This is a genomic window from Ruegeria sp. CDSC052 (assembly GCF_059610685.1).
Genome location: NZ_JBXWOB010000002.1, coordinates 211736 through 232946, shown reverse-complemented (window position 1 = coordinate 232946; position 21211 = coordinate 211736). Strand labels below are relative to the sequence as shown.

The window sequence follows — 21211 nt, the reverse complement described above, 5'->3', positions numbered from 1 at the left end:
TTGCTCGCCCTTGTCGGCTCGGGTATCACACCGTCCAACCAAATTCCTCCGACCCAAAGGACGCGACATGGCCGCCTATCAATATGTCTACCACATGCAGGGTGTCTCCAAGACCTATCCCGGTGGCAAGAAGTGCTTTGAAAACATCCACCTGAGCTTTCTGCCCGGCGTGAAAATCGGTGTCGTCGGTGTCAACGGCGCCGGTAAATCGACCCTGATGAAGATCATGGCCGGTCTCGACAAGGATTTCACGGGTGAGGCCTGGGCGGCCGAAGGCGCCAAAGTCGGTTACCTGCCACAGGAGCCGAAGCTGGACGAAAGCCTCAGCGTGCGTGAAAATGTCATGCTGGGTGTGGCCGAGAAAAAGGCGATCCTCGACCGCTATAACGAATTGGCGATGAACTATTCGGACGAAACCGCGGATGAGATGGCCAAGCTGCAGGACGAGATCGACAGCCAGAACCTCTGGGATCTCGACAGCCAGATCGACGTTTCGATGGAGGCGCTGCGCTGCCCGCCAGACGATGCCAATATCGCCAACCTCTCGGGCGGTGAGAAACGCCGCGTGGCGCTGTGCAAACTGCTGCTCGAAGCGCCCGACATGCTGCTGCTCGATGAACCGACCAACCACCTGGACGCCGAAACCATCGCCTGGCTGCAACAGCACCTGATCGACTACAAGGGCACCATCCTGATCGTCACTCACGACCGCTATTTCCTCGACAGTATCACCGGCTGGATCCTCGAACTCGACCGGGGCCGTGGTCTGCCTTACGAGGGCAACTATTCCGCTTGGCTGGAACAAAAGGCCAAAAGGCTGGAACAGGAAGCCCGCGAGGACAAGTCTAAGCAGAAGACCCTGCAACGCGAACTCGACTGGATGCGCCAAGGCCAGAAGGCCCGTCAGGCCAAATCCAAAGCCCGGATCAACGCCTATAATGATTTGGCGGAACAGTCCGAGCGCGAAAAGCTGACCCGCGCACAGATCGTCATCCCCAACGGCCAGCGCCTTGGCGGTAAGGTGATCGAGGTCGAAGGCCTGTCCAAACACATGGGCGATAAGCAACTGATCGAGAACCTCGACTTTACCCTGCCCCCCGGCGGAATTGTCGGCGTCATCGGCCCCAACGGCGCCGGTAAATCGACGCTGTTCAAGATGCTCACCGGTCAGGAACAGCCCGACGCAGGCACCATCACGCTTGGCGACACGGTTGAACTGTCCTATGTCGACCAGTCCCGCGATGACCTGAAGGACAACGACACCGTATGGGAGGCGATCACCGGCGGGGCCGAGATCATCCAACTGGGTGACGCACAGGTCAATTCCCGCGCCTATTGCTCCTCCTTCAACTTCAAGGGCGGCGACCAGCAGAAAAAGGTCTCGCTGCTGTCAGGGGGCGAGCGCAACCGAGTCCACATGGCCCGCCTGCTGAAAGAGGGCGGCAACGTCCTGCTGCTCGATGAACCGACCAACGATTTAGACGTCGAAACCTTGCGCGCGCTGGAAGACGCGCTGGTCGATTTCGCCGGCTGCGCCGTGGTCATCAGCCACGACCGCTTCTTCCTCGACCGGATCTGCACGCATATTCTGGCGTTTGAGGGTGATGCCCATGTCGAATGGTTCGAGGGCAACTTCGAGGATTACGAAGAGGACAAGAAACGCCGTCTGGGACCAGACGCGCTGGAGCCGAAGCGGTTGAAGCATAAGAAGTTTGCGCGATGAGACGGAAGCTCAAAAGACGGTTGGAAAAATGGCAACGTAGCGCGCTGAAAATCAGCGCGCCGCTGCGCAAGCGCATCCGGCAAATGTACAAGACAGATTACTGTGTGATCGTCGCAAGCAATGGCAGGTCGGGCAGCACCATGACCTACCATGCGCTGCGCGATGCACTGGAAAGACTGGACCCAAACCTCTCGGGTCAGGCCAGTTTCGTGTCTCGGTTGGACGACGCCACCTTCCAGGCGCCGTTTCTTTACAAGACGCATGATTTTCCGCAGGTTTTGTCAAACTGGTCAAAAGATACCCGAGTCGTCTTTTGCTTTGGCTCGACAAAGGACTCTACCTTTTCAGTCTACACAGCGATGGAAGGCTATGGCCCTGAGTGGATAAAAAAGCACTTCTACAATCTGCATGCGACGGGCACATATGACGAGCTTTTCGAACGTGATGTGCTGCAACAGGCACGGCAGATCAAGGAATGGGTCACTTATGACGACATCCCGGTATTGTGCGTTCACTACGATGCGTTGTGGGAATATCAGGACGAAATCTCTGAATTTACCGGATTGAAATTTGTACCGGCTCCGCGGCGTGAACGGGCTGAAAAAGATATTCCGGAAGATCTGCGAAAGGCCGCGAGCCAAATCTACGATCCGATTGACGAAGTGATTTCCCAGCTTCCCAGATGTTTTGTGGCCTCGCCCGAAATGAACGAGATCGTGGGCAAATTGCCGCTCGCAAAGTGATCCTCGGACGGTCTGGCGCGTGACGTTCTTCCGGGCGCTCGCGAATCCAAAAAATTCAGTCTAACCACATACATTGTATAGATTGTTTCAGGATATTCTGATGCGTAGATTCTGATGCCTGGCGCTAGTTTCAGTCGTTCAGGATTGCAAATCCGGCTTGTCACATCTCGTCTGAACTGGCATACTCAGAGTGCTACCGTTTTTCTATTTCGACCCACTGTCTCCTTCTACGGCGTTCAGTCTATCGATACAGACGACGACGCCAGGCTGTCGCAACTCCGTGGGCAGCACCAGATAAGGAGAACACGGATATGCCTTCAGGCACCGTAAAATGGTTCAACACCACCAAAGGCTACGGCTTTATTGCACCCGAAGATGGCGGCAAAGACATCTTCGTTCACATCTCGGCCGTCGAACGCTCGGGCCTGACCGGTCTGGCCGACAACCAGAAAGTCACGTACGAGCTGCGCTCGGGTCGTGACGGTCGCGAAAGCGCCGACGACATCCAGCTGGCGTAAGCCGCTGTAAGGGCAGGGTTTTCCTCTGCCCTTTTCTATTTGTGCCTGAGCGACCACCTGTAAAAGTGTGTCTCGGCGATTACATCACAAATCAGTTACTCTTCCCCGACGATTGACCGGATCGGATATCATCCGGACACTATGGTCATGATTTTTCTGTTGTATTGAAGAGAGCTGATATGTTGACACGCCGTACATTCCTGACTGCAACAGCAGCAGCAAGCCTTGTTTCGACCGCCGCGTCGGCAAAGAAAGCCGTCGAATACGACCCTACTCCACAATTTGTTCGAATCAAAAAGCAATTCCTGCCAGGCCAGCTTCTGGTGGTTCCACGCTCGTTCTATCTGTACTTCGTAACAGAACCTCGCAAGGCAATCCGTTACGGGTGCGGGGTGGGCAAAGCCGGGCTGGAGTTCACCGGAACAGCGACCATAGACGTCAAAAAGGAGTGGCCCACCTGGCGCCCCACCAATGAAATGATCGAGCGTGAACCAATTACATATGCTCGTTTCAAGGATAACGACTATGTGCAGCCTGGCGGTGACGGCAATCCGTTAGGTGCACGGGCGCTTTATCTGTTCCAGAACGGCGTTGACACTTATTTCCGAATTCACGGGACCACTCAGCCGCAGACCATAGGCCGTGCGGCCTCGAACGGATGTATACGCATGCTGAACACGCATGTCATCGACCTGTACCAGCGGGTGCCGATTGGAACAGTTGTGACGGTCGTCTGATCAATCTTCTGCTGATTTCACAAGTTCCAAAACCTTTGGTCCAAGGTCTTCAACGATGAGGGCCACACCACTGGCGTTGGGATGGATGCCATCTGCCTGCATGTGTTCCCGTACTTCTTCGGGGTTTCCTGCCGCAGTCAAACCTGTGAAAAAACTTGGCGCATATCCAGTCTGATATCGATCCGCCAGATCGGAGTAGATCGCATCAAATGCGGCTTTGTAATCTGGGCCGTAATTCCCCGGCGCCTGCATCCCGACCAACAACACGGCGACCTCAGCGCCATCTGCTGCTTTCAGGATCGTCTCAAGATTTGCGCGTGCAACTGCCGGATCAAGCCCTCGCAACAGATCGTTCCCGCCCAATGCAACGATCATCCCATCCACGTCGGGCGTCAGTGTCCAGTCTACACGCGCCGCCCCTCCGGCGGTGGTGTCCCCGGATACACCCGCATTGATCAGGCGCACATCCGCCCCGTGATCCTTCAACCAACGACCCAGCTGCGGGACAAATCCGTCTTGCTCGGGCAGGCCGTACCCTTGAGTCAAAGAATCCCCGAGAGCGGCAATCACTACGGTTTCTGCTGTGGCCGCAAAGCCGCAACACATGATAAGCACCGGCATCAAAGCCTTGCGCAACATCTCAACTGCTCCATATCCCATTTGATTACCTCGGTTCGGACCAACCCATGATCGCAACTGTTCTATCGCTTGAAAATGCCGCTTTATCGCTGGATGGCAATGCCGGTCAGGTAGATATCCTGCACGACATCACGCTTTCCGTACACAAGGGCGAGACACTGGGTCTGATTGGGCCGTCCGGGTCAGGAAAATCGTCGTTACTGATGCTGATGGGCGGGCTGGAACAGGCGACGGGCGGCCAGGTAACCGCACTCGGGCAAAATCTGACCCGCATGAACGAAGACGAGCTCGCACGGTTCCGACGCAACAGCATGGGCGTTGTATTTCAGAATTTCCACCTGATCCCCACGATGACTGCCCTTGAGAACGTGGCCACACCGCTGGAGTTGGCCGGTCACAAAGATGCCTTTCAACGGGCCGAGGCCGAATTGGAGTCCGTAGGGCTGACGCATCGACGCGACCATTATCCGGCGCAGCTCTCCGGTGGAGAGCAGCAGCGCGTCGCGCTAGCCCGTGCCTCTGCCCCGCGACCACAGATCCTGCTGGCGGATGAGCCTACCGGCAATCTGGACGAAACAAACGGAGCCGCCATCATTGACCTGCTGCTTGGCCTGCGCGACAGGCATGGTGCTACTTTAGTTCTGGTGACCCATAGCCACAGCCTTGCGCGCAGATGTGACCGTGTTGTCCGGCTGCGCGATGGAAGGATTGCCGATGACACAAGGCAAGAGGCTGCCGAATGAGCCTGCGGATGGCCGGGCGGCTGGCGCGGCGGGAACTGCGCGGAGGTCTGCGCGGTTTTCGGGTGTTTCTGGCTTGTCTTGCACTTGGGGTCGCTGCCATTGCCGCTGTGGGTTCGGTCCGCCACGCCATCCAAACCGGACTGACGCAAGAAGGCGCGGCTCTGCTGGGCGGGGATGCACAGCTGGAATTCACCTATCGCTTTGCGGATGAGGCTGAGCGTGCATGGATGAACGACGCGGCCTTAGCCATCTCCGAAGTCGTCGATTTTCGGTCAATGGCAGTCGCGCAGCAGAATAGTGACCCACAGCGGGCGCTTACGCAGGTCAAATCCGTTGACGACTCCTATCCATTGTTGGGCAAGCCAATACTAGAGCCCCAGATGCCCCTGCGTGACGCCTTTACAGGCCAGCAAGGGGCGCCCGGTGCCGTAATGGCTCCCGCTCTGATCGACCGGCTTCAGCTATCGGTTGGGGATCGGTTTTCACTTGGAACTCAGGAATTTGTCCTGATGGCAGCCCTGATCCACGAACCGGACGGGGCGGCAGACGGGTTTGGATTGGGTCCGCGCACGCTGATCCGCACACAGGACTTGCTGAATTCCGGATTATTGGCACCGGGTACTCTGTTTTCCACCAAATACCGTCTGGATCTGCCGCCGGGGTCTGATCTTACAGCTCTTTCGGCGCAGGCAAGCGAAGCCCTTGAAGGCAGCGGAATGCGGTGGACCGATGCACGGAACGGTGCCCCCGGCATTTCAGAATTTGTTGCCCGGCTCAGCGCTTTTCTGGTTCTGGTTGGACTATCCGGGCTGGCTGTTGGCGGCATCGGCGTATCTGCAGCGGTGCGCGCCTATCTGGCGCAAAAGACTGAAACCATTGCTACCTTGCGTACTTTGGGTGCCGATCGGGCGACCGTGTTTCAGACTTATCTGATCCAGATCGGTATTCTCTCTGGCATCGGCATTTTTCTGGGCATCATATTGGGTGGATCGGTGCCTCTGCTGCTTGCGCCGCTGATCGAAACTCGCCTGCCTGTGCCCGCAGTGTTCTCGTTCTATCCGCAGCCTCTGGCTGAAGCCGCGCTTTACGGCGTGCTCACCGCCTTTTTGTTCACACTCTGGCCCCTTGCCCGTACTGAAGAAGTCCGCGCTGCGACCCTGTTTCGCGATGCGCTGTCTTCGACGCGCTTCCTGCCCCGTGCAAAATACATCCTAGCGACAGGCATCGGGCTTGCGGCGCTGATCGGCGCAGCTGCCTTTTTCAGCGGATCGGCGCGCCTGACCCTTTGGACCAGCGGCGGGTTGGCCGGAGCGCTGGTTCTGCTTTCGATGGCAGCGCTGGCGATCCGCAAACTGGCGCGCCTGACCACAAAACCCGCCCGAGGGAATCCTCCCCTGCGATGGGCCCTGTCGGCCATTTCCGATCCGCGCGAAGGGGCCGCATCGGTTGTCCTGTCGCTGGGGTTGGGCCTGTCGGTACTGGCCGCAGTCGGGCAAATCGACGGCACCCTGCGAAACGCGATTTCAGGAAACCTGCCCGATGTCGCCCCTTCTTATTTCTTCGTCGATATCCAGAAAGAGCAGATGCCTGGCTTTACCGAACGGCTGGAAAACGACCCTGCCGTAAGCCGGATCCAAAGCGCGCCCATGCTGCGCGGAATCATCACGCAGATTAACGGGCAGCCCGCGATTGAGGTCGCCGGGGACCACTGGGTACTGGAAGGCGACCGCGGGGTCACCTATTCCGACGCCCCGCCCTCGAACGCACGGGTCACCGCCGGGGAATGGTGGTCCGAAGACTATTCCGGAACGCCTCAGGTCAGCTTCGCCGCTGAAGAGGCCGAAGAGATGGGCCTGAAGCTGGGTGACCAACTGACCGTCAACATATTAGGGCGCGACATCACCGCAGAGCTCACCTCTCTGCGCGAGGTGGATTTCTCGACCGCCGGGATGGGTTTCATCATGTCCATGAACCCGTCGGCCCTGGCCGGCGCCCCGCATAGCTTCATTGCCACCGTCTATGCCGAAGAGCAGGCCGAAGCCGCGATCCTTCGTGATCTGGCGGGTAAATTCCCCAATATCACCGCAATCCGTGTCCGCGATGCGATTGACCGGGTCTCGGGTCTGCTGGCCGGGTTGGCCGCTGCGACGTCTTATGGGGCTGGTGTATCGCTGCTAACCGGCTTTCTGGTCCTGATCGGCGCCGCGGCAGCGGGTGAACCAGCCCGGCGGTACGAGGCCGCAGTCCTGAAGACCATCGGTGCCGACCGTCGGCGCATATTGATCAGCTTTGCCCTTCGGGCTGTTCTGCTGGGGTCTGCCGCTGGAATTGTGGCCCTGATGGTGGGCATCCTCGGCGGCTGGGCGGTTGCGACATATATTTTCGACACCAGCTTTGACGTCATCTGGCCATCTGCCATCGGCATCGTATTGGCCGGGATCATCGTCACGCTGGGCGCGGGGTTGATCTTTGCCTTGAAACCCCTTGCCGTTCGCCCGGCGCGCATCTTGCGCGCCAGCGACTGAGTTTATCGGACGCAGGCGACGGGCTGCAAAATCGACAGCAGATTTGCATTGTCACACACCAGCGAATCCAGCGTGATTTCGTCCAGCGAGGCATAAAAAACCTCGGCCGCGTCCCGCAGCGCAAGGCGCAGCCGGCAGGCGTTGGTGAGCGGGCATGTATTGTCGGCATCCGCAAAGCACTCGGCAATCGGCAAGTCGCCCTCGATATGTCGAAAAACCGAACCGATCCGAATCTGATCAGCAGATCTAGCGAGTACCATACCACCATTGCGACCGCGATGAGTGCTCAGATAATCTAACTGGCTGAGTTGGTTGATCACCTGCGCCAAGTGGTTTTCCGAGATATTGCAGGTCTTTGCGATCTCGGATTTGGTCACCAACCTGTCTGGATTTGCTGCACAATACATCAGTAGGCGCACAGCAATATTTGTCCGCTTGGTTATCCGCATGTTTGCCTCCCTAAGTTCAACATGCTGCCTTATTGCATGTTGGGCAAAAAAGCGGTTTGACATACATCAATTCCCGGTCAGAAGTGATCCCGCATGGCAGACCCCTATTTCTTTGGCTACGGCAGCCTCGTGAATCTCGCGACCCACGATTTCCCCGACCCGCATCCCGCGCAGTTGAAGGGATGGCGGCGGGCCTGGCGGCATACCGATTTGCGCCCGGTCGCTTTCTTGACCGCCATTCCGGATCCCACTTCTGAAATCGACGGCATGATTGCCCATGTCCCAGGCAATGACTGGGACGCGCTGGATCAACGTGAGTGGGCCTACGACCGCGTTCCAGCGACTAAGGCCGTCACCCATTCTCTGCCACACGAGGTTGAGATCGCTGTTTATGCCGTACCTGATGACCGTCAATCCGCGGCCAGCCGGCGCCACCCCCTGCTGATGAGCTATATCGACGTGGTTGTGCAAGGCTATTTGCGTGCGTTCGGGTCCGAGGGCGCCGATCGCTTTTTTGCCACCACTGATGGCTGGGACGCCCCGATCCTGAATGACCGGGCAGAGCCGCGGTATCCGCGCCACCAGGCATTGAAACCGGATGAGACTTGTTTTGTGGATGATCGGCTGAAGCGAATAGCAGCCCAGATCGTAAAGACCTTATAGAAAAAAGGCGCGGCCAGGAGACCACGTCTTATCACAATCTAAGGCACTAAGATCAGCCGCGCGCGCGGATCACCTGCAAAAGGGGCAACAGGGTTGCCATCTCGGGGCCGCGCTCCATCCCTGTCAGTGCCTTGCGTAAAGGCATGAACAGACTCTTGCCCTTGCGGCCTGTCGCGTCTTTCACCGCGCTGGTCCACTGCCCCCATGTCTCGCCGTCGAACGGGCCTTCTGGCAACAACGCCACGGCCTCGGTGATGAACTCTCGGTCTTCATCGGCAATCAGAGGTTCGGCACCGTTACGGCACAGCTCCCACCACCCTCTCAGGTCTGCCAGAGTGGTGATGTTCTCGCGGGCCATGGCCCAGAACGGTTCGGCCAGTTCGGCCGGTACGCCCGCATCTGCCACAGAATCCGCAACGTCGGCCAATGACAAAGATTGCAGGTGTTTTGCCGTCAACGGAAACAGGTCCTGAACGTCAAACTTGGTCGGTGCGGCACCAAAACGACCAATGTCAAATCCATCGATCAGCTCGGCCATCTCTGTCCGCAACTCAACCGGGTCGGATGAGCCCAGACGCGCCATCAAGCTGAGCAATGCTAACGGCTGTACGCCCTGCTCGCGCAGATCACGCAGAGCCAGCGTGCCCAGTCGCTTAGACAGCGCCTCGCCCTGGGGGCCGGTCAGCAGAGAATGATGTGCAAAACGCGGGCAAGTACCACCCAGCGCTTGGATGATCTGAATCTGCGTCGCGGTATTGGTCACATGGTCCGAGCCACGCACCACATCGGTCACACCCATTTCGGTATCATCGACCACCGACGCAATCGTGTACAGAACTTGACCGTCGCCCCGGATCAGAACCGGGTCAGAGACCGAGGCCGCATCAATCGAAATATCGCCCAGAATGCCGTCGGTCCACTCGATCCGTTCATGATCCAGCCTAAAGCGCCAGACTCCGTTGCCACGTTCTGCCCGCAGCGCGTCTTTCTCGGCGTCGTTAAGGTTCAATGCTGCGCGGTCATAAACCGGCGGCTTGCCCATATTCAGCTGCTTCTTGCGCTTGAGGTCCAGCTCGGTCGGGGTTTCGAAAGCCTCATAGAAACGACCCATCTCGCGCAGCTTGTCGGCTGCCTCGGCATAGCGGTCCAGACGCTCGGACTGTCGTTCGACCCGGTCCCAATGCAGGCCCAACCACTCGAGGTCCTGCTTGATGGCATCGACATATTCTTCCTTCGATCGCTCGGGGTCTGTGTCGTCGATACGCAGGATGAAGGTGCCGCCAGCCTTGCGGGCAATCAGGTAGTTCATCAGAGCTGTGCGCAAGTTGCCCACATGGATGTAACCGGTGGGTGACGGGGCGAAACGGGTGGTTGTCATAGGAGTCTCCTGTTGGCGCGGCTCTTCTCACAGGATGGGCAAATTGTCCAGCCACCGCACCGGTTCACGCCAACGTCAGGTGGCAATCCTCGGGCGATACCCTATCTTCAAAGTGCTGGCACACACAGGGAGATCTCAAAATGACCGTTACACTAACTCGTAGGGCCGCACTGGGCGCGGCGGCAGCATTGCCTTTTGCATCAGCTGCTACCCCAATCCTGGCTGCAGCAAGCGATACCAAAGCGAATTCAACCATCGCGAAATCGTTCCAGCTGGGCGATTTCACCGTAACAACTCTGTTGGATGGCAGCCTGCCGCGCGATGGCGCCAAAGAGATTTTCGGCGGCGGTGCCACGGATGAGGAATTTGCAAACGTATCGGCCCAGAATTTTATTCCTGCCGATAAAGCCCAGTTCTTTTTCACACCAACGCTGGTCAATACCGGATCTGAACTTGTGCTGTTTGATACTGGCCTTGGGCAAGGCGGCATTCAGGCGGCATTGGCAGATGCAGGCGTGAACCCGGATCAAATCGACGTCGTCGTCATCACCCATATGCACCCTGACCATATTGGCGGCATGACCACAAATGACGCGCCAACCTTCCCGAATGCGCGCTATGTCACCGCATCATCCGAGTATGACTTTTGGGCCGCGCAGGATTCCGGCAATCGGGTCGGCGATCTGGTCGCCGCCAAAGTGACCCCAATGGCCGAAAAGATGACCTTTGTCGGCGATGGCGGCGAGGTTCTGTCCGGAATAACCGCCGTTTCAGCGCATGGGCATACCCCCGGACACACGGTCTTTCATCTGGAAAGCAACGGTCAACGTCTGGTGCTGACGGCCGATCTGGCCAATCACTATGTGTGGTCTTTTGCTCGTCCCGAGTGGGAGGTAAAGTTCGACATGGACAAAGTCGCAGCCACCGCTTCACGCCGCAATGTGCTGGGGATGCTGGCGGCAGACAAAGTTCCGATGATCGGATATCACATGCCCTTCCCCGCAGCCGGTTACGTCGAGGCGCGCGGCGATGGGTTCCGATTTGTCCCGGTCAGCTATCAGATGATGGGTTAACGTCTAATACCCCAGGTCCGGCCGGATTTTCGACCCGTCCACAAAGCGGGACAGGCGGAAAACGGCCGGATTAACACAGGGGACATTGCCCGAGACCAGATCAGCCATCAGCCGCCCGGCACCGGGCCCGATCCCGAACCCATGACCCGAGAAACCCGTAGCGATGAACAGGCCGGGCCTGTGGTCCACGTGCGAGATGATCGGGATCGCATCCGGCGTTACATCAATCATCCCTGCCCAACTCTGAACGATTTCAGCCTGCTTTAGCGCGGGAATACCACTGATTGCGCTTTTCCAAGCCCGCCGCAACGCCCGGCGCGATGGTTCGGGATCCAGAGTGCGGCAAAGTTCGAACGGTGTCACATCCGTGGGCAACCACCTCCGATCCTGTCGCGCCTCCTCGGCCCACCGCTTCGACACCCGAAACCGCAGCGACCGCCACTCCTGGCGAAACGCAGGAAGAAATTGCCACGCCAGACGAAGGCTATCCGGCACGATATCAACGGTGTTTTCGTGCCCGGACGCAATCGTATACCCTCCGTCGTCCCGCTTGCGTATTGCAAAATCGTCCGACCACAAGGCAGCCTCAGGACCGGAAACCGGAGAGGTTCGGAATACGGTGTTCAGCACCTTCAGTTGTGGAAAATCAACTCCAGCATTCCCTGCAAACAAGCGCGACCACGCACCGCCCGCCAGTACGACATTGCCGCAGGCCACGCGACCGCGTTCTGTGAAGACACCGACGACACGGTCCGCCTCTGTATCCAGACAGCGCACTGCACAGTTGGTCATCAACAGGGCCCCCCGGTCACGCGCAGCTTCGGCGATTGCGGGTGCAGCCCATTGCGGTTCCGCCCTACCGTCTTGCGGCATAAACAATGCGCAATCCAACCCCGTCTGATGGTCTGGCATAAGTTCCGCCAACAGAGCCCCGGACACCATCCTTGCCCCAGTATTCAACCCCTCCACATGGCGAAGCCAGCGTTCAAGATTGCTCTGTTCCCGCTTGCCTGAGGCGCCGAACAGGATACCGGCCTGTGTGAAACCTGTCTTGCGCCCGGTGCGTTGATCGAGCTGCGCCCAGATACGCTGTGATTCCTGCATCAGCGGGATTTCCCGAGGATCGCGCATACCCAAACGCACCCATCCCCAGTTCCGTGAACTCTGCTCGGAGGCAATTTGTCCCTTTTCGCACAGAAGGACAGACATTCCCCGCTCTGACAGTTCGAGGGCGGTTGATGCCCCAATAATTCCTCCACCAATGACAACAACATCAACGGCTTTTGGCAGCTTTAGATCGGGTTCAACAGCATTAGGCTTGGGGCCAGGCATCAACCGCTCATAATTCATTGCACGGACCGCAATGAAGGCGCGGGATCAGGACAGACGCAACAGAAGAAACTTTGCTTCAATGACTATTGCTCAGGCCTGTGACCATTCGGCCAACGTGGCAAGCCAGCGCATCTAATTCAGGATTTTGAAAACTTCAGGCCGCGCCGCACAATTCAGCCAGTTTCTGACGCAAAGAGGTAGCGATACTGCCTTCCGGCACCTTGGCTTCTGTTTCCAGAAACTGCGCGCAGGGGCCCACCGTCGTGGATTCCTCTTTGGGCACTTCTTCATTCAACAAATTGGCAATGGCAGCATCTACCTTTGCCTCATCCAGAGACCGACCTTCGGATTGCATAGACCGCCATTTTGGCGGTGAATGAAGCGGTTTATCGTATTCATCGTACATAATGGCACCAAATCGTTAACTCAGACATCCAATTTCGGACGCGTCGCTAAAGACCGAAGGGAAAGCTCATAAACACCTATTTCCCACAATGCGTCGCATCCGCCCCACATGGGGCAACAATCAAGCTAAAATGTGGCAAAAAAAAGACCGAGCATCAAGTGGGGCTCGGATACGCCCAAGAAAATCTAAGCCGCTGCACTCAAAAACAAAAACAGTTCCAGAAGCAGACGACTATTGCCCATAAATTGGAAACAGTTTTCGCGTCAGAATGGTGATTCCTGTAAGGCGTCAGGTCCTGTCGCGCCAACGATTCACGATAGGATACCTACGATCCAGCCAGAATGCCCGCTTGGTCAAACGTGTCCCCGGGGCGGACTGAGACCGTTTGTATTCGCTGATATAGACCAAATGTTCGATCCGGCGCGCAACGGCTTCTTCGAACCCGGCGGCCACGCAATCCGCGATCGACCCATCCTGATCAACCAATATATCCAGAATGGCGTCCAGAACCGGATAATCCGGCAGGCTGTCAATGTCCTTCTGGTCTTCGCGCAACTCGGCACTAGGAGGTTTGTCGATGACCGAGGGTCGGATGACCTCACCCTCGGGGCCTTTCATCCAGCCGCGATGATTGGCATTGCGCCAGCGGCAAGTCTCGAACACGCGGGTTTTGTACAGGTCTTTGATTGGATTATAACCACCGTTCATATCCCCATAGATCGTGGCATATCCAACGGCGACTTCGGATTTGTTACCTGTGGTCAGCAGCATCTCGCCGAACTTGTTCGACAGGGCCATCAGCAACAGCCCCCGCAGGCGGGACTGGATGTTTTCTTCGGTCAGATCTTCGTCTCGCCCGGCAAACAATGGGGCAAGCGTATCCGTGATCGCCGCGCGCCCCTGTGCAATAGGGACGAAATCATAGTGAACACCCAACGACTTAGCCACCGCTTCGGCATCATCCAAAGAATCCTGGCTGGTATATTCCGACGGCAACATCACGCAGCGAACATTTTCAGCGCCAATCGCATCCACCGCTATTGCCGCGACAAGGGCTGAATCAACGCCGCCAGAGAGACCCAGAACACCCTTTTTGAACCCGGTTTTGGCCATGTAATCACGCAGAGACTGGACCATCGCGCGATAGTCCTGCTCCCACGCATCTGGCTGCGGCACAATCTCGTCCGGAATTATGCGCCAACCTGCATCGCCGCGTTCAAGATCCACATGCGCTATCGCTTCGTCGAACACAGGCATTCGGAATGCCAGTTCTCCGCCTGGATTCAACCCGAAGGTCGCCCCGTCAAAGACCTGATCGTCCTGCCCTCCGACCATGTTCAGGTAAATCAGCGGCAATCCGGTCTCAACCACGCGCGCCACCATATGGTTCAGGCGCACATCATATTTGTTTCGGAAATAAGGCGAGCCGTTGGGGATCAGCAGAAACTCGGCTCCTGTCTCCTCCAGCGTCTCGGCAACATCCGGATGCCAGCTGTCTTCGCAGATCGGGCTGCCGATCCGAGAGTTGCCAACCGAATAGGGACCGCCCAGCGGGCCGGAATCATATAGGCGCACTTCGTCAAAGACTGTCTCATTCGGCAGGTGATGTTTCAGCACTTTACTGCTGATCCTGCCGTTCTTGAGGATGAGATAGGCGTTATACAGCCGGTCATCTTCGAACCACGGCCCACCGATCGCAATCGCAGGCCCATCGGCGCAACGTTCCGCAAGCGCCTCAACAGCTTTCATTGCGGCTTTGTGGAACGCGGGCTTGATCACAAGGTCCTGCGTATTATAGCCGGTGATGAACATCTCGGGGAAAGCAACAAGTTGGGCACCGGCCTCTCGCGCCTGCTCCCACGCAGAAAAAGCCTTGGCCGCATTGCCTTCCAAATCCCCGACAATGGGATTGAGTTGCGCCAGAGTGATACGGAAACGGTCGGCCATACTGCCCTCTTGCCCTCGTCTGTCCTATTGCCATTTACCAGATCGCACCGCGAGTGAAAGACCAATAAGGCAAAAGCCGTTGCCCTGCCTGCGTCGGTATCCTAGTTTTGCGCAAAAGCACGATGCTCGCGCAGACAGGACCAAACATGAACGTTTTTCGCACTTCAATCGCCGCAGTTGCATTGACCCTGTCAGCGCTGACCGCCTTCGCGCAGAACGATCAGGTAGTCGTGGCCGATGACGAAGTGGGCGGCGTATACGAAGGCACGTTCCTAAATGGCCTGCGGCACGGAACCGGCACCTACCAGTTGCCAGATGGTTTCGAATACGAAGGCGAATGGATCGAAGGAGAAATTCAGGGTCAGGGTATCGCGCGCTATGCTAACGGGTCGATCTATCAGGGCGCCTTTGCCAACGGTCAACCCGAAGGGTTCGGAACGATCATCTATGCTGATGGTGGCAGCTATGAAGGGGAATGGGCCGATGGCTCGTTCAACGGCCAAGGAGTCGCCGTCTATGCCAACGGAGCGAAATACGAAGGTGGGTTCAAGAATGCCCGGCACCACGGTAAAGGCACTCTGACCGACCCGACCGGAGAGGTGTACGAGGGCGGCTGGGTCGACGGGGTCAAGCAGGGCAAAGGCAAGATAACCTCAGCCAAAGGCAACGTGTATGAGGGCGATATCAAAGACGGCAAGCGTCATGGCACAGGCAGCCTGACGCGGCCGGAAGGTATGAGTTATACGGGTGACTGGTCCGAAAATCGCATGACCGGAAAAGGCCGTCTACTGCAAGCCAATGGCGATTTGTATGAAGGCGACTTTTTTGATGGGCGCCGACAAGGCAAGGGCAAGGCAACCTATGCCAGTGGCGCCATTTACGAAGGTGACTATCACGATGATCGCCGCCACGGCAAAGGCCGTTTTCTGGGCACGGACGGGTTTGACTATACTGGTGAATGGAAAGACGGCCAGATTGAGGGCCTCGGAGAGCTGACCTATCCTGACGGTTCGACCTATGTCGGTGATTTCAGTGCAGACCTGCCCCATGGCAAAGGAATGCACACCTATCCTGATGGCCTGATTTACGACGGCGACTGGATCGCCGGAGTCTTCGAGGGTCAGGGCAAGGCCACTTACCCGAACGGCGCCATCTACGATGGGCAGTTCAAGAACGGTCTGAACCACGGCACCGGTGTTCTGACATTTGCAAACGGGTACAAATATGAAGGCGATTGGGTCGACGGTGCGCGCCAGGGCGAGGGCAAAGCCAGCTTCCCGGACGGAACGACCTACAAGGGCGATTTCAAAGATGGGCAGCGCCACGGGCAAGGATCGATAACCACACCGCGCGGCTTCACCTATACAGGCGGTTGGGTCGAGGGGAAGATCAGCGGCACCGGAACCGCTACCTATGCGACTGGTGACGTGTACGAAGGTGGGTTTTTGGACAACAAACGCCACGGTGACGGCACGATGCGCTATGCAGACGGCAAAGAAGAAACCGGCGTCTGGGAAAACGGTGTTCTGCCGGGTGAAAACACCAGCGAGCCGCAGGAGAGTGCTCCGGCAGACGACAGCGCGACAACGGCAACCAGCCCTGCCTCTGACGGTTAGCGGGTCTCACCACGGCACAGGTTTTCCAGCCCAGTCGAAGAACCCGCCCGTGTCTGCGGGCACAAGTGCCTTGGCGACGCTCAGCAGGTTTCGCGCGGCTTCATCCGATTCAACGGCCGGGTGTCGCCCGACATATTTGCGCGTGAATTCTGTACGCACTGTGCCCGGATGCAGGGCCACACAGATCGCCTGTTTGTGGGTGCGGGCCAGCTCAATCGCGGATGTGCGCACGATCTGATTGGCCGCCGCTTTTGCGGCCCGATAGCTGATCCATCCCCCCAGCCGATTATCTCCGATTGATCCGACGCGGGCGGACAACACCGCCACGACAGATCGCCTTTCCCGTGGCAACAGCCGCGCGGCCTGTGACAGCACAAGGGCCGGGCCAACCGCATTCAGGGCAAACTGGTCCATCATTGCTTGCGCTGAAATTGATCTGATGGACTTCTCTGGCTGTGCACCATTGATTTCCAAAGCACCCGTCGCAACGAAGATCATGTCAAACGGGCATTGCAATGCTTCCAGAGCCGGGCCGACAGCTTCGACATTCGTGAGGTCGAAACCATCAGCAGAACGCGACAAGGTGGTTACGTCTACGGATTGCATGGTCAACAGCCTTTGCAGCGCGGCACCGATACCACCCGAGGCACCTATGATGAGAGCTTTCTCCATTCCGGATCAACTAGCGGTCTTCACTCGGCAATCAACCGTCACGATTCGTGCAGGTTTTGACGTCTGCATGAAATTCCTACTTTTCATTCCCCGCATGCGCTGTATAAGCTCAACCCCATGATCAACCGCGCAGATATCCTTGTTGCCGACACCGCCCCCTGCGGTGCGTCTCTGCGTGGCCTACTGATCCTAATCCGCCTCTGAGCGTGCCACCCGGCGCGCCCGCTCAGAGGAGGACGCCCGCGCGCCATAGGCTTTAGGACAGAAGAAGAAAGAGAATCCCATGACCAATGTGACCGACCAAGACCGCGTCTTGATCTTTGACACCACTTTGCGCGACGGCGAGCAGAGCCCCGGCGCGACCATGACCCATGCCGAAAAGCTGGAAATCGCGGAACTGCTGGACGAGATGGGTGTCGACATCATCGAGGCCGGTTTCCCGATCGCATCAGAAGGCGACTTCAAAGCCGTCAGCGAGATTGCCGAGCGATCACAAAACAGCCGCATCTGTGGGTTGGCCCGTGCGAATTTCGCTGATATCGACCGCTGCTGGGAGGCGATCAAACACGCTGGCAAGAACCGCATCCACACTTTCATCGGCACTTCTCCACTGCACCGTGCCATTCCGAACCTGACCATGGACGAGATGGCTGACAAGATCCACGAAACCGTCAGCCACGCCCGCAACCTGTGCGAAAATGTACAGTGGTCGCCGATGGATGCGACCCGGACCGAGTGGGATTATCTGTGCCGTGTGATCGAGATCGCGATCAAGGCCGGTGCCACGACGATCAACATCCCCGACACTGTCGGTTACACGGCACCTGTCGAATCCGCTGACCTGATCAAGCGCCTGATCGAAACGGTTCCGGGCGCGGATGAGGTGGTGTTTGCCACCCATTGCCACAACGATCTTGGCATGGCGACGGCGAACTCTCTGGCGGCTGTCGCTGGTGGTGCGCGTCAAATCGAATGCACCATCAATGGCCTTGGCGAGCGTGCGGGCAATACTGCGCTGGAAGAAGTTGTGATGGCGCTGCGCACCCGCAATGACATCATGCCGTGGCACACTGGCATTGATACCACCAAGATCATGCATATTTCGCGCCGGGTTGCGACGGTTGCGGGCTTCCCAGTTCAGTTCAACAAAGCCATCGTCGGCAAGAATGCCTTTGCGCATGAAAGCGGAATCCATCAGGACGGCATGCTGAAGAACCGAGAGAATTTCGAGATCATGCGCCCTGAAGATATCGGCCTGTCGGGCACCTCTTTGCCGCTTGGCAAACACTCGGGCCGGGCTGCATTGCGCGATAAGCTGGAAACGCTGGGCTTTGAGGTCGGAGACAATCAGCTCAAGGACATCTTCGTGCGGTTCAAGGATCTGGCCGACCGCAAGAAAGAGGTTTTTGACGACGACCTGATCGCGTTGATGAGCCAGGATGATGAGGCCGACGATCACCTGCAGTTGGTTTCGATGAAAGTCACCTGCGGCACCGGCGGTCAGGCGGAATCGACGGTCGAGCTGGAAGTGGATGGCAAGGACATTGTCGCGACCGAACATGGCGACGGTCCAGTCGATGCCACCTTTAAAGCCATTCGCCGAATCTATCCCAACACCGCCCGCCTGCAACTGTATCAGGTCCATGCTGTGACCGAGGGTACTGATGCGCAGGCAACCGTATCGGTTCGGCTGGAAGAGGACGGCATGATCGCCACCGGTCAGTCAGCGAATACCGATACGGTCGTGGCATCCGCCAAGGCCTATATCCACGCACTGAACCGCCTGATCATGCGCCGTGAAAAGGCCGGGCCAGGTGCAGACACGCGTGAAATCAGCTATAAGGACCTGACCTGACAGCCGGATGACACTCCCAAGGGCTCCCGCACCCGCGGGTGCCCGGCTACGCCGGACGCCCTTGCGGCTTTGGGCCCGGCAGCGCGCCTGCGGCGCGCTGCCGGGCCCAACACGTTTGATGGCATCTTTAGATGCTGGCAAATGGGGCGGGAGAACCCTGTGGTCCGAAATCAGACTGGCGTCACAGCCCTTTGAACAGCTGAGACAAGCGATCCATTTCATCTTGGATGCCAAAGGGCGCGTTCAGCAGGAACATCCCTGATCCGACCATTCGATGACCTTCCCGCGCAGGTGCAAACCGGACTTCATGACTGATCGCCTTGGGAAAGCCCTGCGCCTTCAACGCGGCAACCATCGGGGCCTGACGTTGATCGGTCAGGATCGGATACCACAGCGCGATGACGCCCACATTCCATTTACGGTGCAGTTTTGAGATCACGCCCGGTAGCCGGTCATAATCCGCCTTCACCTCATAGCTGGGATCAATCAACAGCATCCCGCGCCGCGGCGTTGGTGGCAGCAACGACTGCGCCAGCTCAAACCCGTCCTGTTTGTACTCCTTTGCCCCAAAGGGGGACATGGTCATCGACAATGCCGCGTATTCCTGCGGGTGCAGCTCTGCGAAATGCAGGCTGTCCTGCCCCCTCAGCAGGTTGGCCGCGATCAGCGGCGAACCGGCATAGCTGTTTTCTCCGTGCCGTTCATGGACCTTGGCCAACGCCAGAGACAAAGGATGATCTGCTGGGAACCACCCTTCGCGCTGCGCTCGCTTGATACCTACGGCTGCCTCGCCTGTGCGCACGGCTTCTGCTGCGTCTAGCTGGTACAGGCCACGCCCGGAATGGGTTTCCAGATAGGTTATCGGCTTATCTTTTCGCGTCAGATAGTCCAGTACCCATGCCAAAAGAGCGTGCTTTTGAACATCAGCCAGATTCCCGGCGTGGTAAATGTGTTGATAAGAGAGCATGTTGCCTTCTAAAGTCCCTCTCAATAAGGCGGAAAGGTGCTGAGTTACGCGGAATCAGCCCTTTTACCGGGCGAGATGGCACCCTATAAGACATCCGTCCCGGAACCGTCGAGTCGCGGGCAGTAGAAATTCTGACGAACGGGATCAGTACAACATGGGCATCTTTGGCAATCTGGGCGGCTTGTTCTCAGCGGACATGGCGATCGACCTTGGAACAGCAAATACGCTTGTTTATGTCAAAGGGCGCGGTGTGATCCTGTCGGAACCTTCAGTTGTGGCTTACCACGTCAAGGATGGGGTTAAGAAAGTCCTCGCCGTCGGTGAGGATGCCAAGCTGATGCTGGGCCGAACCCCTGGTTCGATCGAAGCGATCCGCCCCATGCGCGAAGGCGTGATTGCGGATTTCGACACCGCTGAAGAAATGATCAAGCACTTTATTCGTAAGGTGCATAAACGCTCCACATTCTCAAAGCCCAAAATCATTGTCTGCGTCCCCCATGGTGCTACGCCTGTTGAAAAACGGGCCATTCGCCAATCGGTTATGTCCGCAGGCGCTCGCCGGGCGGGCCTGATCGCCGAACCCATCGCTGCGGCTATTGGTGCAGGAATGCCCATCACTGACCCGACCGGCAACATGGTCGTGGATATCGGCGGCGGCACCACCGAGGTTGCCGTTCTGTCGCTGGGCGACATTGTCTATGCCCGTTCGGTCCGCGTTGGCGGAGACCGAATGGATGAGGCGATTATCTCATACTTGCGCCGCCAGCAGAACCTGTTGGTGGGTGAATCCACCGCCGAACGGATCAAGACCACCATCGGAACCGCCCGTATGCCTGATGACGGACGTGGCCAGTCGATGCATATCCGTGGCCGCGATCTGTTGAATGGCGTGCCCAAAGAAATCGAGATCAGCCAGGCGCAGGTCGCCGAGGCCCTGTCGGAACCGGTTCAGGCAATCTGCGAAGCCGTTATGACCGCACTTGAAACTACGCCGCCTGATCTGGCCGCAGATATCGTGGACCGCGGCGTGATGCTGACCGGTGGCGGTGCGCTGCTGGGCGATCTGGATCTGGCACTGCGCGAACAGACAGGTCTGGCCGTGTCGATTGCGGATGAAAGCCTGAACTGTGTGGCTTTGGGCACCGGCAAGGCACTGGAATACGAAAAACAGCTGCGCCACGCGATTGACTACGAAAGCTAAGGCGCGCACCCTCTAATGGGTACA

Annotated in this window: 19 protein-coding genes; 11 read left to right on the top strand and 8 right to left on the bottom strand. The window is 57.7% G+C overall.

Annotation, left to right across the window (positions count from 1 at the left end; all coding sequences use genetic code 11):
* Positions 1 to 67: 67 nt before the first annotated feature.
* The 4 genes from ettA to AC2FIM_RS06500 all read left to right on the top strand — a co-directional run bounded on the left by ettA (position 68) and on the right by AC2FIM_RS06500 (position 3721).
* On the top strand, positions 68 to 1723 hold the full coding sequence (gene ettA / locus AC2FIM_RS06515) for an energy-dependent translational throttle protein EttA (protein WP_271948336.1): 1656 nt from the start codon (positions 68 to 70) through the stop codon (positions 1721 to 1723).
* Complete coding sequence (locus tag AC2FIM_RS06510; protein WP_142635632.1) at positions 1720 to 2466, top strand: hypothetical protein; 747 nt, start codon at positions 1720 to 1722, stop codon at positions 2464 to 2466. The genes ettA and AC2FIM_RS06510 overlap by 4 nt, the downstream gene beginning before the upstream one ends.
* 311 nt (positions 2467 to 2777) lie before the next feature.
* Entirely contained in the window at positions 2778 to 2984 is a 207-nt protein-coding gene (locus AC2FIM_RS06505) for a cold-shock protein (RefSeq protein WP_142635630.1), read from the top strand.
* A 179-nt stretch (positions 2985 to 3163) separates the two neighbouring features.
* Entirely contained in the window at positions 3164 to 3721 is a 558-nt protein-coding gene (locus AC2FIM_RS06500) for a L,D-transpeptidase (protein ID WP_142635628.1), read from the top strand.
* Here the strand turns inward: AC2FIM_RS06500 and AC2FIM_RS06495 are convergent, their stop codons facing one another.
* On the bottom strand, positions 3722 to 4381 hold the full coding sequence (locus tag AC2FIM_RS06495; RefSeq protein ID WP_496676475.1) for an arylesterase: 660 nt from the start codon (positions 4379 to 4381) through the stop codon (positions 3722 to 3724).
* A 26-nt stretch (positions 4382 to 4407) separates the two neighbouring features.
* Between AC2FIM_RS06495 and AC2FIM_RS06490 the strand changes: the two genes are divergently transcribed.
* Together AC2FIM_RS06490 and AC2FIM_RS06485 are read left to right on the top strand one after the other, a co-directional pair.
* Positions 4408 to 5103 carry an ABC transporter ATP-binding protein gene (locus tag AC2FIM_RS06490; protein WP_271948339.1) on the top strand — a complete coding sequence of 232 codons (696 nt, stop codon included), beginning with the start codon at positions 4408 to 4410 and terminating at the stop codon, positions 5101 to 5103.
* Complete coding sequence (locus AC2FIM_RS06485) at positions 5100 to 7628, top strand: ABC transporter permease (RefSeq protein WP_496676479.1); 2529 nt, start codon at positions 5100 to 5102, stop codon at positions 7626 to 7628. Before AC2FIM_RS06490 ends, AC2FIM_RS06485 begins: the two co-directional genes overlap by 4 nt.
* Before the next feature lie 2 nt (positions 7629 to 7630).
* On the opposite strand, the gene AC2FIM_RS06480 is transcribed toward AC2FIM_RS06485, so the two are convergent.
* Positions 7631 to 8077 (bottom strand): RrF2 family transcriptional regulator, encoded by a 447-nt coding sequence (locus AC2FIM_RS06480; protein WP_496676481.1) that lies wholly within the window; start codon positions 8075 to 8077, stop codon positions 7631 to 7633.
* Between the two features lie 93 nt (positions 8078 to 8170).
* Here AC2FIM_RS06480 and AC2FIM_RS06475 point away from each other — a divergent pair, with 93 nt between their 5' ends.
* Positions 8171 to 8740 carry a gamma-glutamylcyclotransferase family protein gene (locus AC2FIM_RS06475; RefSeq protein WP_142635620.1) on the top strand — a complete coding sequence of 190 codons (570 nt, stop codon included), beginning with the start codon at positions 8171 to 8173 and terminating at the stop codon, positions 8738 to 8740.
* A gap of 52 nt (positions 8741 to 8792) precedes the next feature.
* Here AC2FIM_RS06475 and gltX read toward each other — a convergent pair whose 3' ends face one another.
* The gene (gene gltX, locus AC2FIM_RS06470) at positions 8793 to 10118 is read right to left on the bottom strand and encodes a glutamate--tRNA ligase (RefSeq protein WP_496676485.1); all 1326 of its coding nucleotides are present in this window, start codon (positions 10116 to 10118) and stop codon (positions 8793 to 8795) included.
* A gap of 140 nt (positions 10119 to 10258) precedes the next feature.
* Between gltX and AC2FIM_RS06465 the strand changes: the two genes are divergently transcribed.
* A complete protein-coding gene (locus tag AC2FIM_RS06465) occupies positions 10259 to 11191 on the top strand; it encodes an MBL fold metallo-hydrolase (protein WP_496676488.1) in 933 nt (310 codons plus the stop codon).
* A gap of 3 nt (positions 11192 to 11194) precedes the next feature.
* On the opposite strand, the gene AC2FIM_RS06460 is transcribed toward AC2FIM_RS06465, so the two are convergent.
* The 3 genes from AC2FIM_RS06460 to AC2FIM_RS06450 form a co-directional block, all read right to left on the bottom strand.
* Complete coding sequence (locus tag AC2FIM_RS06460; protein ID WP_496676490.1) at positions 11195 to 12523, bottom strand: NAD(P)/FAD-dependent oxidoreductase; 1329 nt, start codon at positions 12521 to 12523, stop codon at positions 11195 to 11197.
* A gap of 154 nt (positions 12524 to 12677) precedes the next feature.
* A complete protein-coding gene (locus AC2FIM_RS06455; protein ID WP_496676493.1) occupies positions 12678 to 12929 on the bottom strand; it encodes a hypothetical protein in 252 nt (83 codons plus the stop codon).
* 288 nt (positions 12930 to 13217) lie between these two features.
* Complete coding sequence (locus tag AC2FIM_RS06450; protein ID WP_496731835.1) at positions 13218 to 14876, bottom strand: NAD+ synthase; 1659 nt, start codon at positions 14874 to 14876, stop codon at positions 13218 to 13220.
* A 146-nt stretch (positions 14877 to 15022) separates the two neighbouring features.
* On the opposite strand from AC2FIM_RS06450, the gene AC2FIM_RS06445 reads away from it, so the two are divergent.
* On the top strand, positions 15023 to 16492 hold the full coding sequence (locus AC2FIM_RS06445; RefSeq protein ID WP_496676499.1) for an MORN repeat-containing protein: 1470 nt from the start codon (positions 15023 to 15025) through the stop codon (positions 16490 to 16492).
* 6 nt (positions 16493 to 16498) lie between these two features.
* Here AC2FIM_RS06445 and AC2FIM_RS06440 read toward each other — a convergent pair whose 3' ends face one another.
* Positions 16499 to 17164: an SDR family NAD(P)-dependent oxidoreductase gene (locus AC2FIM_RS06440; RefSeq protein WP_496676502.1), complete on the bottom strand. Its 666-nt coding sequence runs from the start codon at positions 17162 to 17164 to the stop codon at positions 16499 to 16501.
* A 283-nt stretch (positions 17165 to 17447) separates the two neighbouring features.
* On the opposite strand from AC2FIM_RS06440, the gene AC2FIM_RS06435 reads away from it, so the two are divergent.
* Positions 17448 to 19019 carry a 2-isopropylmalate synthase gene (locus AC2FIM_RS06435; protein WP_496676505.1) on the top strand — a complete coding sequence of 524 codons (1572 nt, stop codon included), beginning with the start codon at positions 17448 to 17450 and terminating at the stop codon, positions 19017 to 19019.
* 181 nt (positions 19020 to 19200) lie between these two features.
* Here the strand turns inward: AC2FIM_RS06435 and rlmJ are convergent, their stop codons facing one another.
* The gene (gene rlmJ / locus AC2FIM_RS06430; protein WP_496676508.1) at positions 19201 to 19986 is read right to left on the bottom strand and encodes a 23S rRNA (adenine(2030)-N(6))-methyltransferase RlmJ; all 786 of its coding nucleotides are present in this window, start codon (positions 19984 to 19986) and stop codon (positions 19201 to 19203) included.
* 154 nt (positions 19987 to 20140) lie between these two features.
* On the opposite strand from rlmJ, the gene AC2FIM_RS06425 reads away from it, so the two are divergent.
* Positions 20141 to 21187, top strand: coding sequence for a rod shape-determining protein (locus tag AC2FIM_RS06425; RefSeq protein WP_142635599.1), 1047 nt, complete (start codon positions 20141 to 20143; stop codon positions 21185 to 21187).
* Positions 21188 to 21211: the final 24 nt, after the last annotated feature.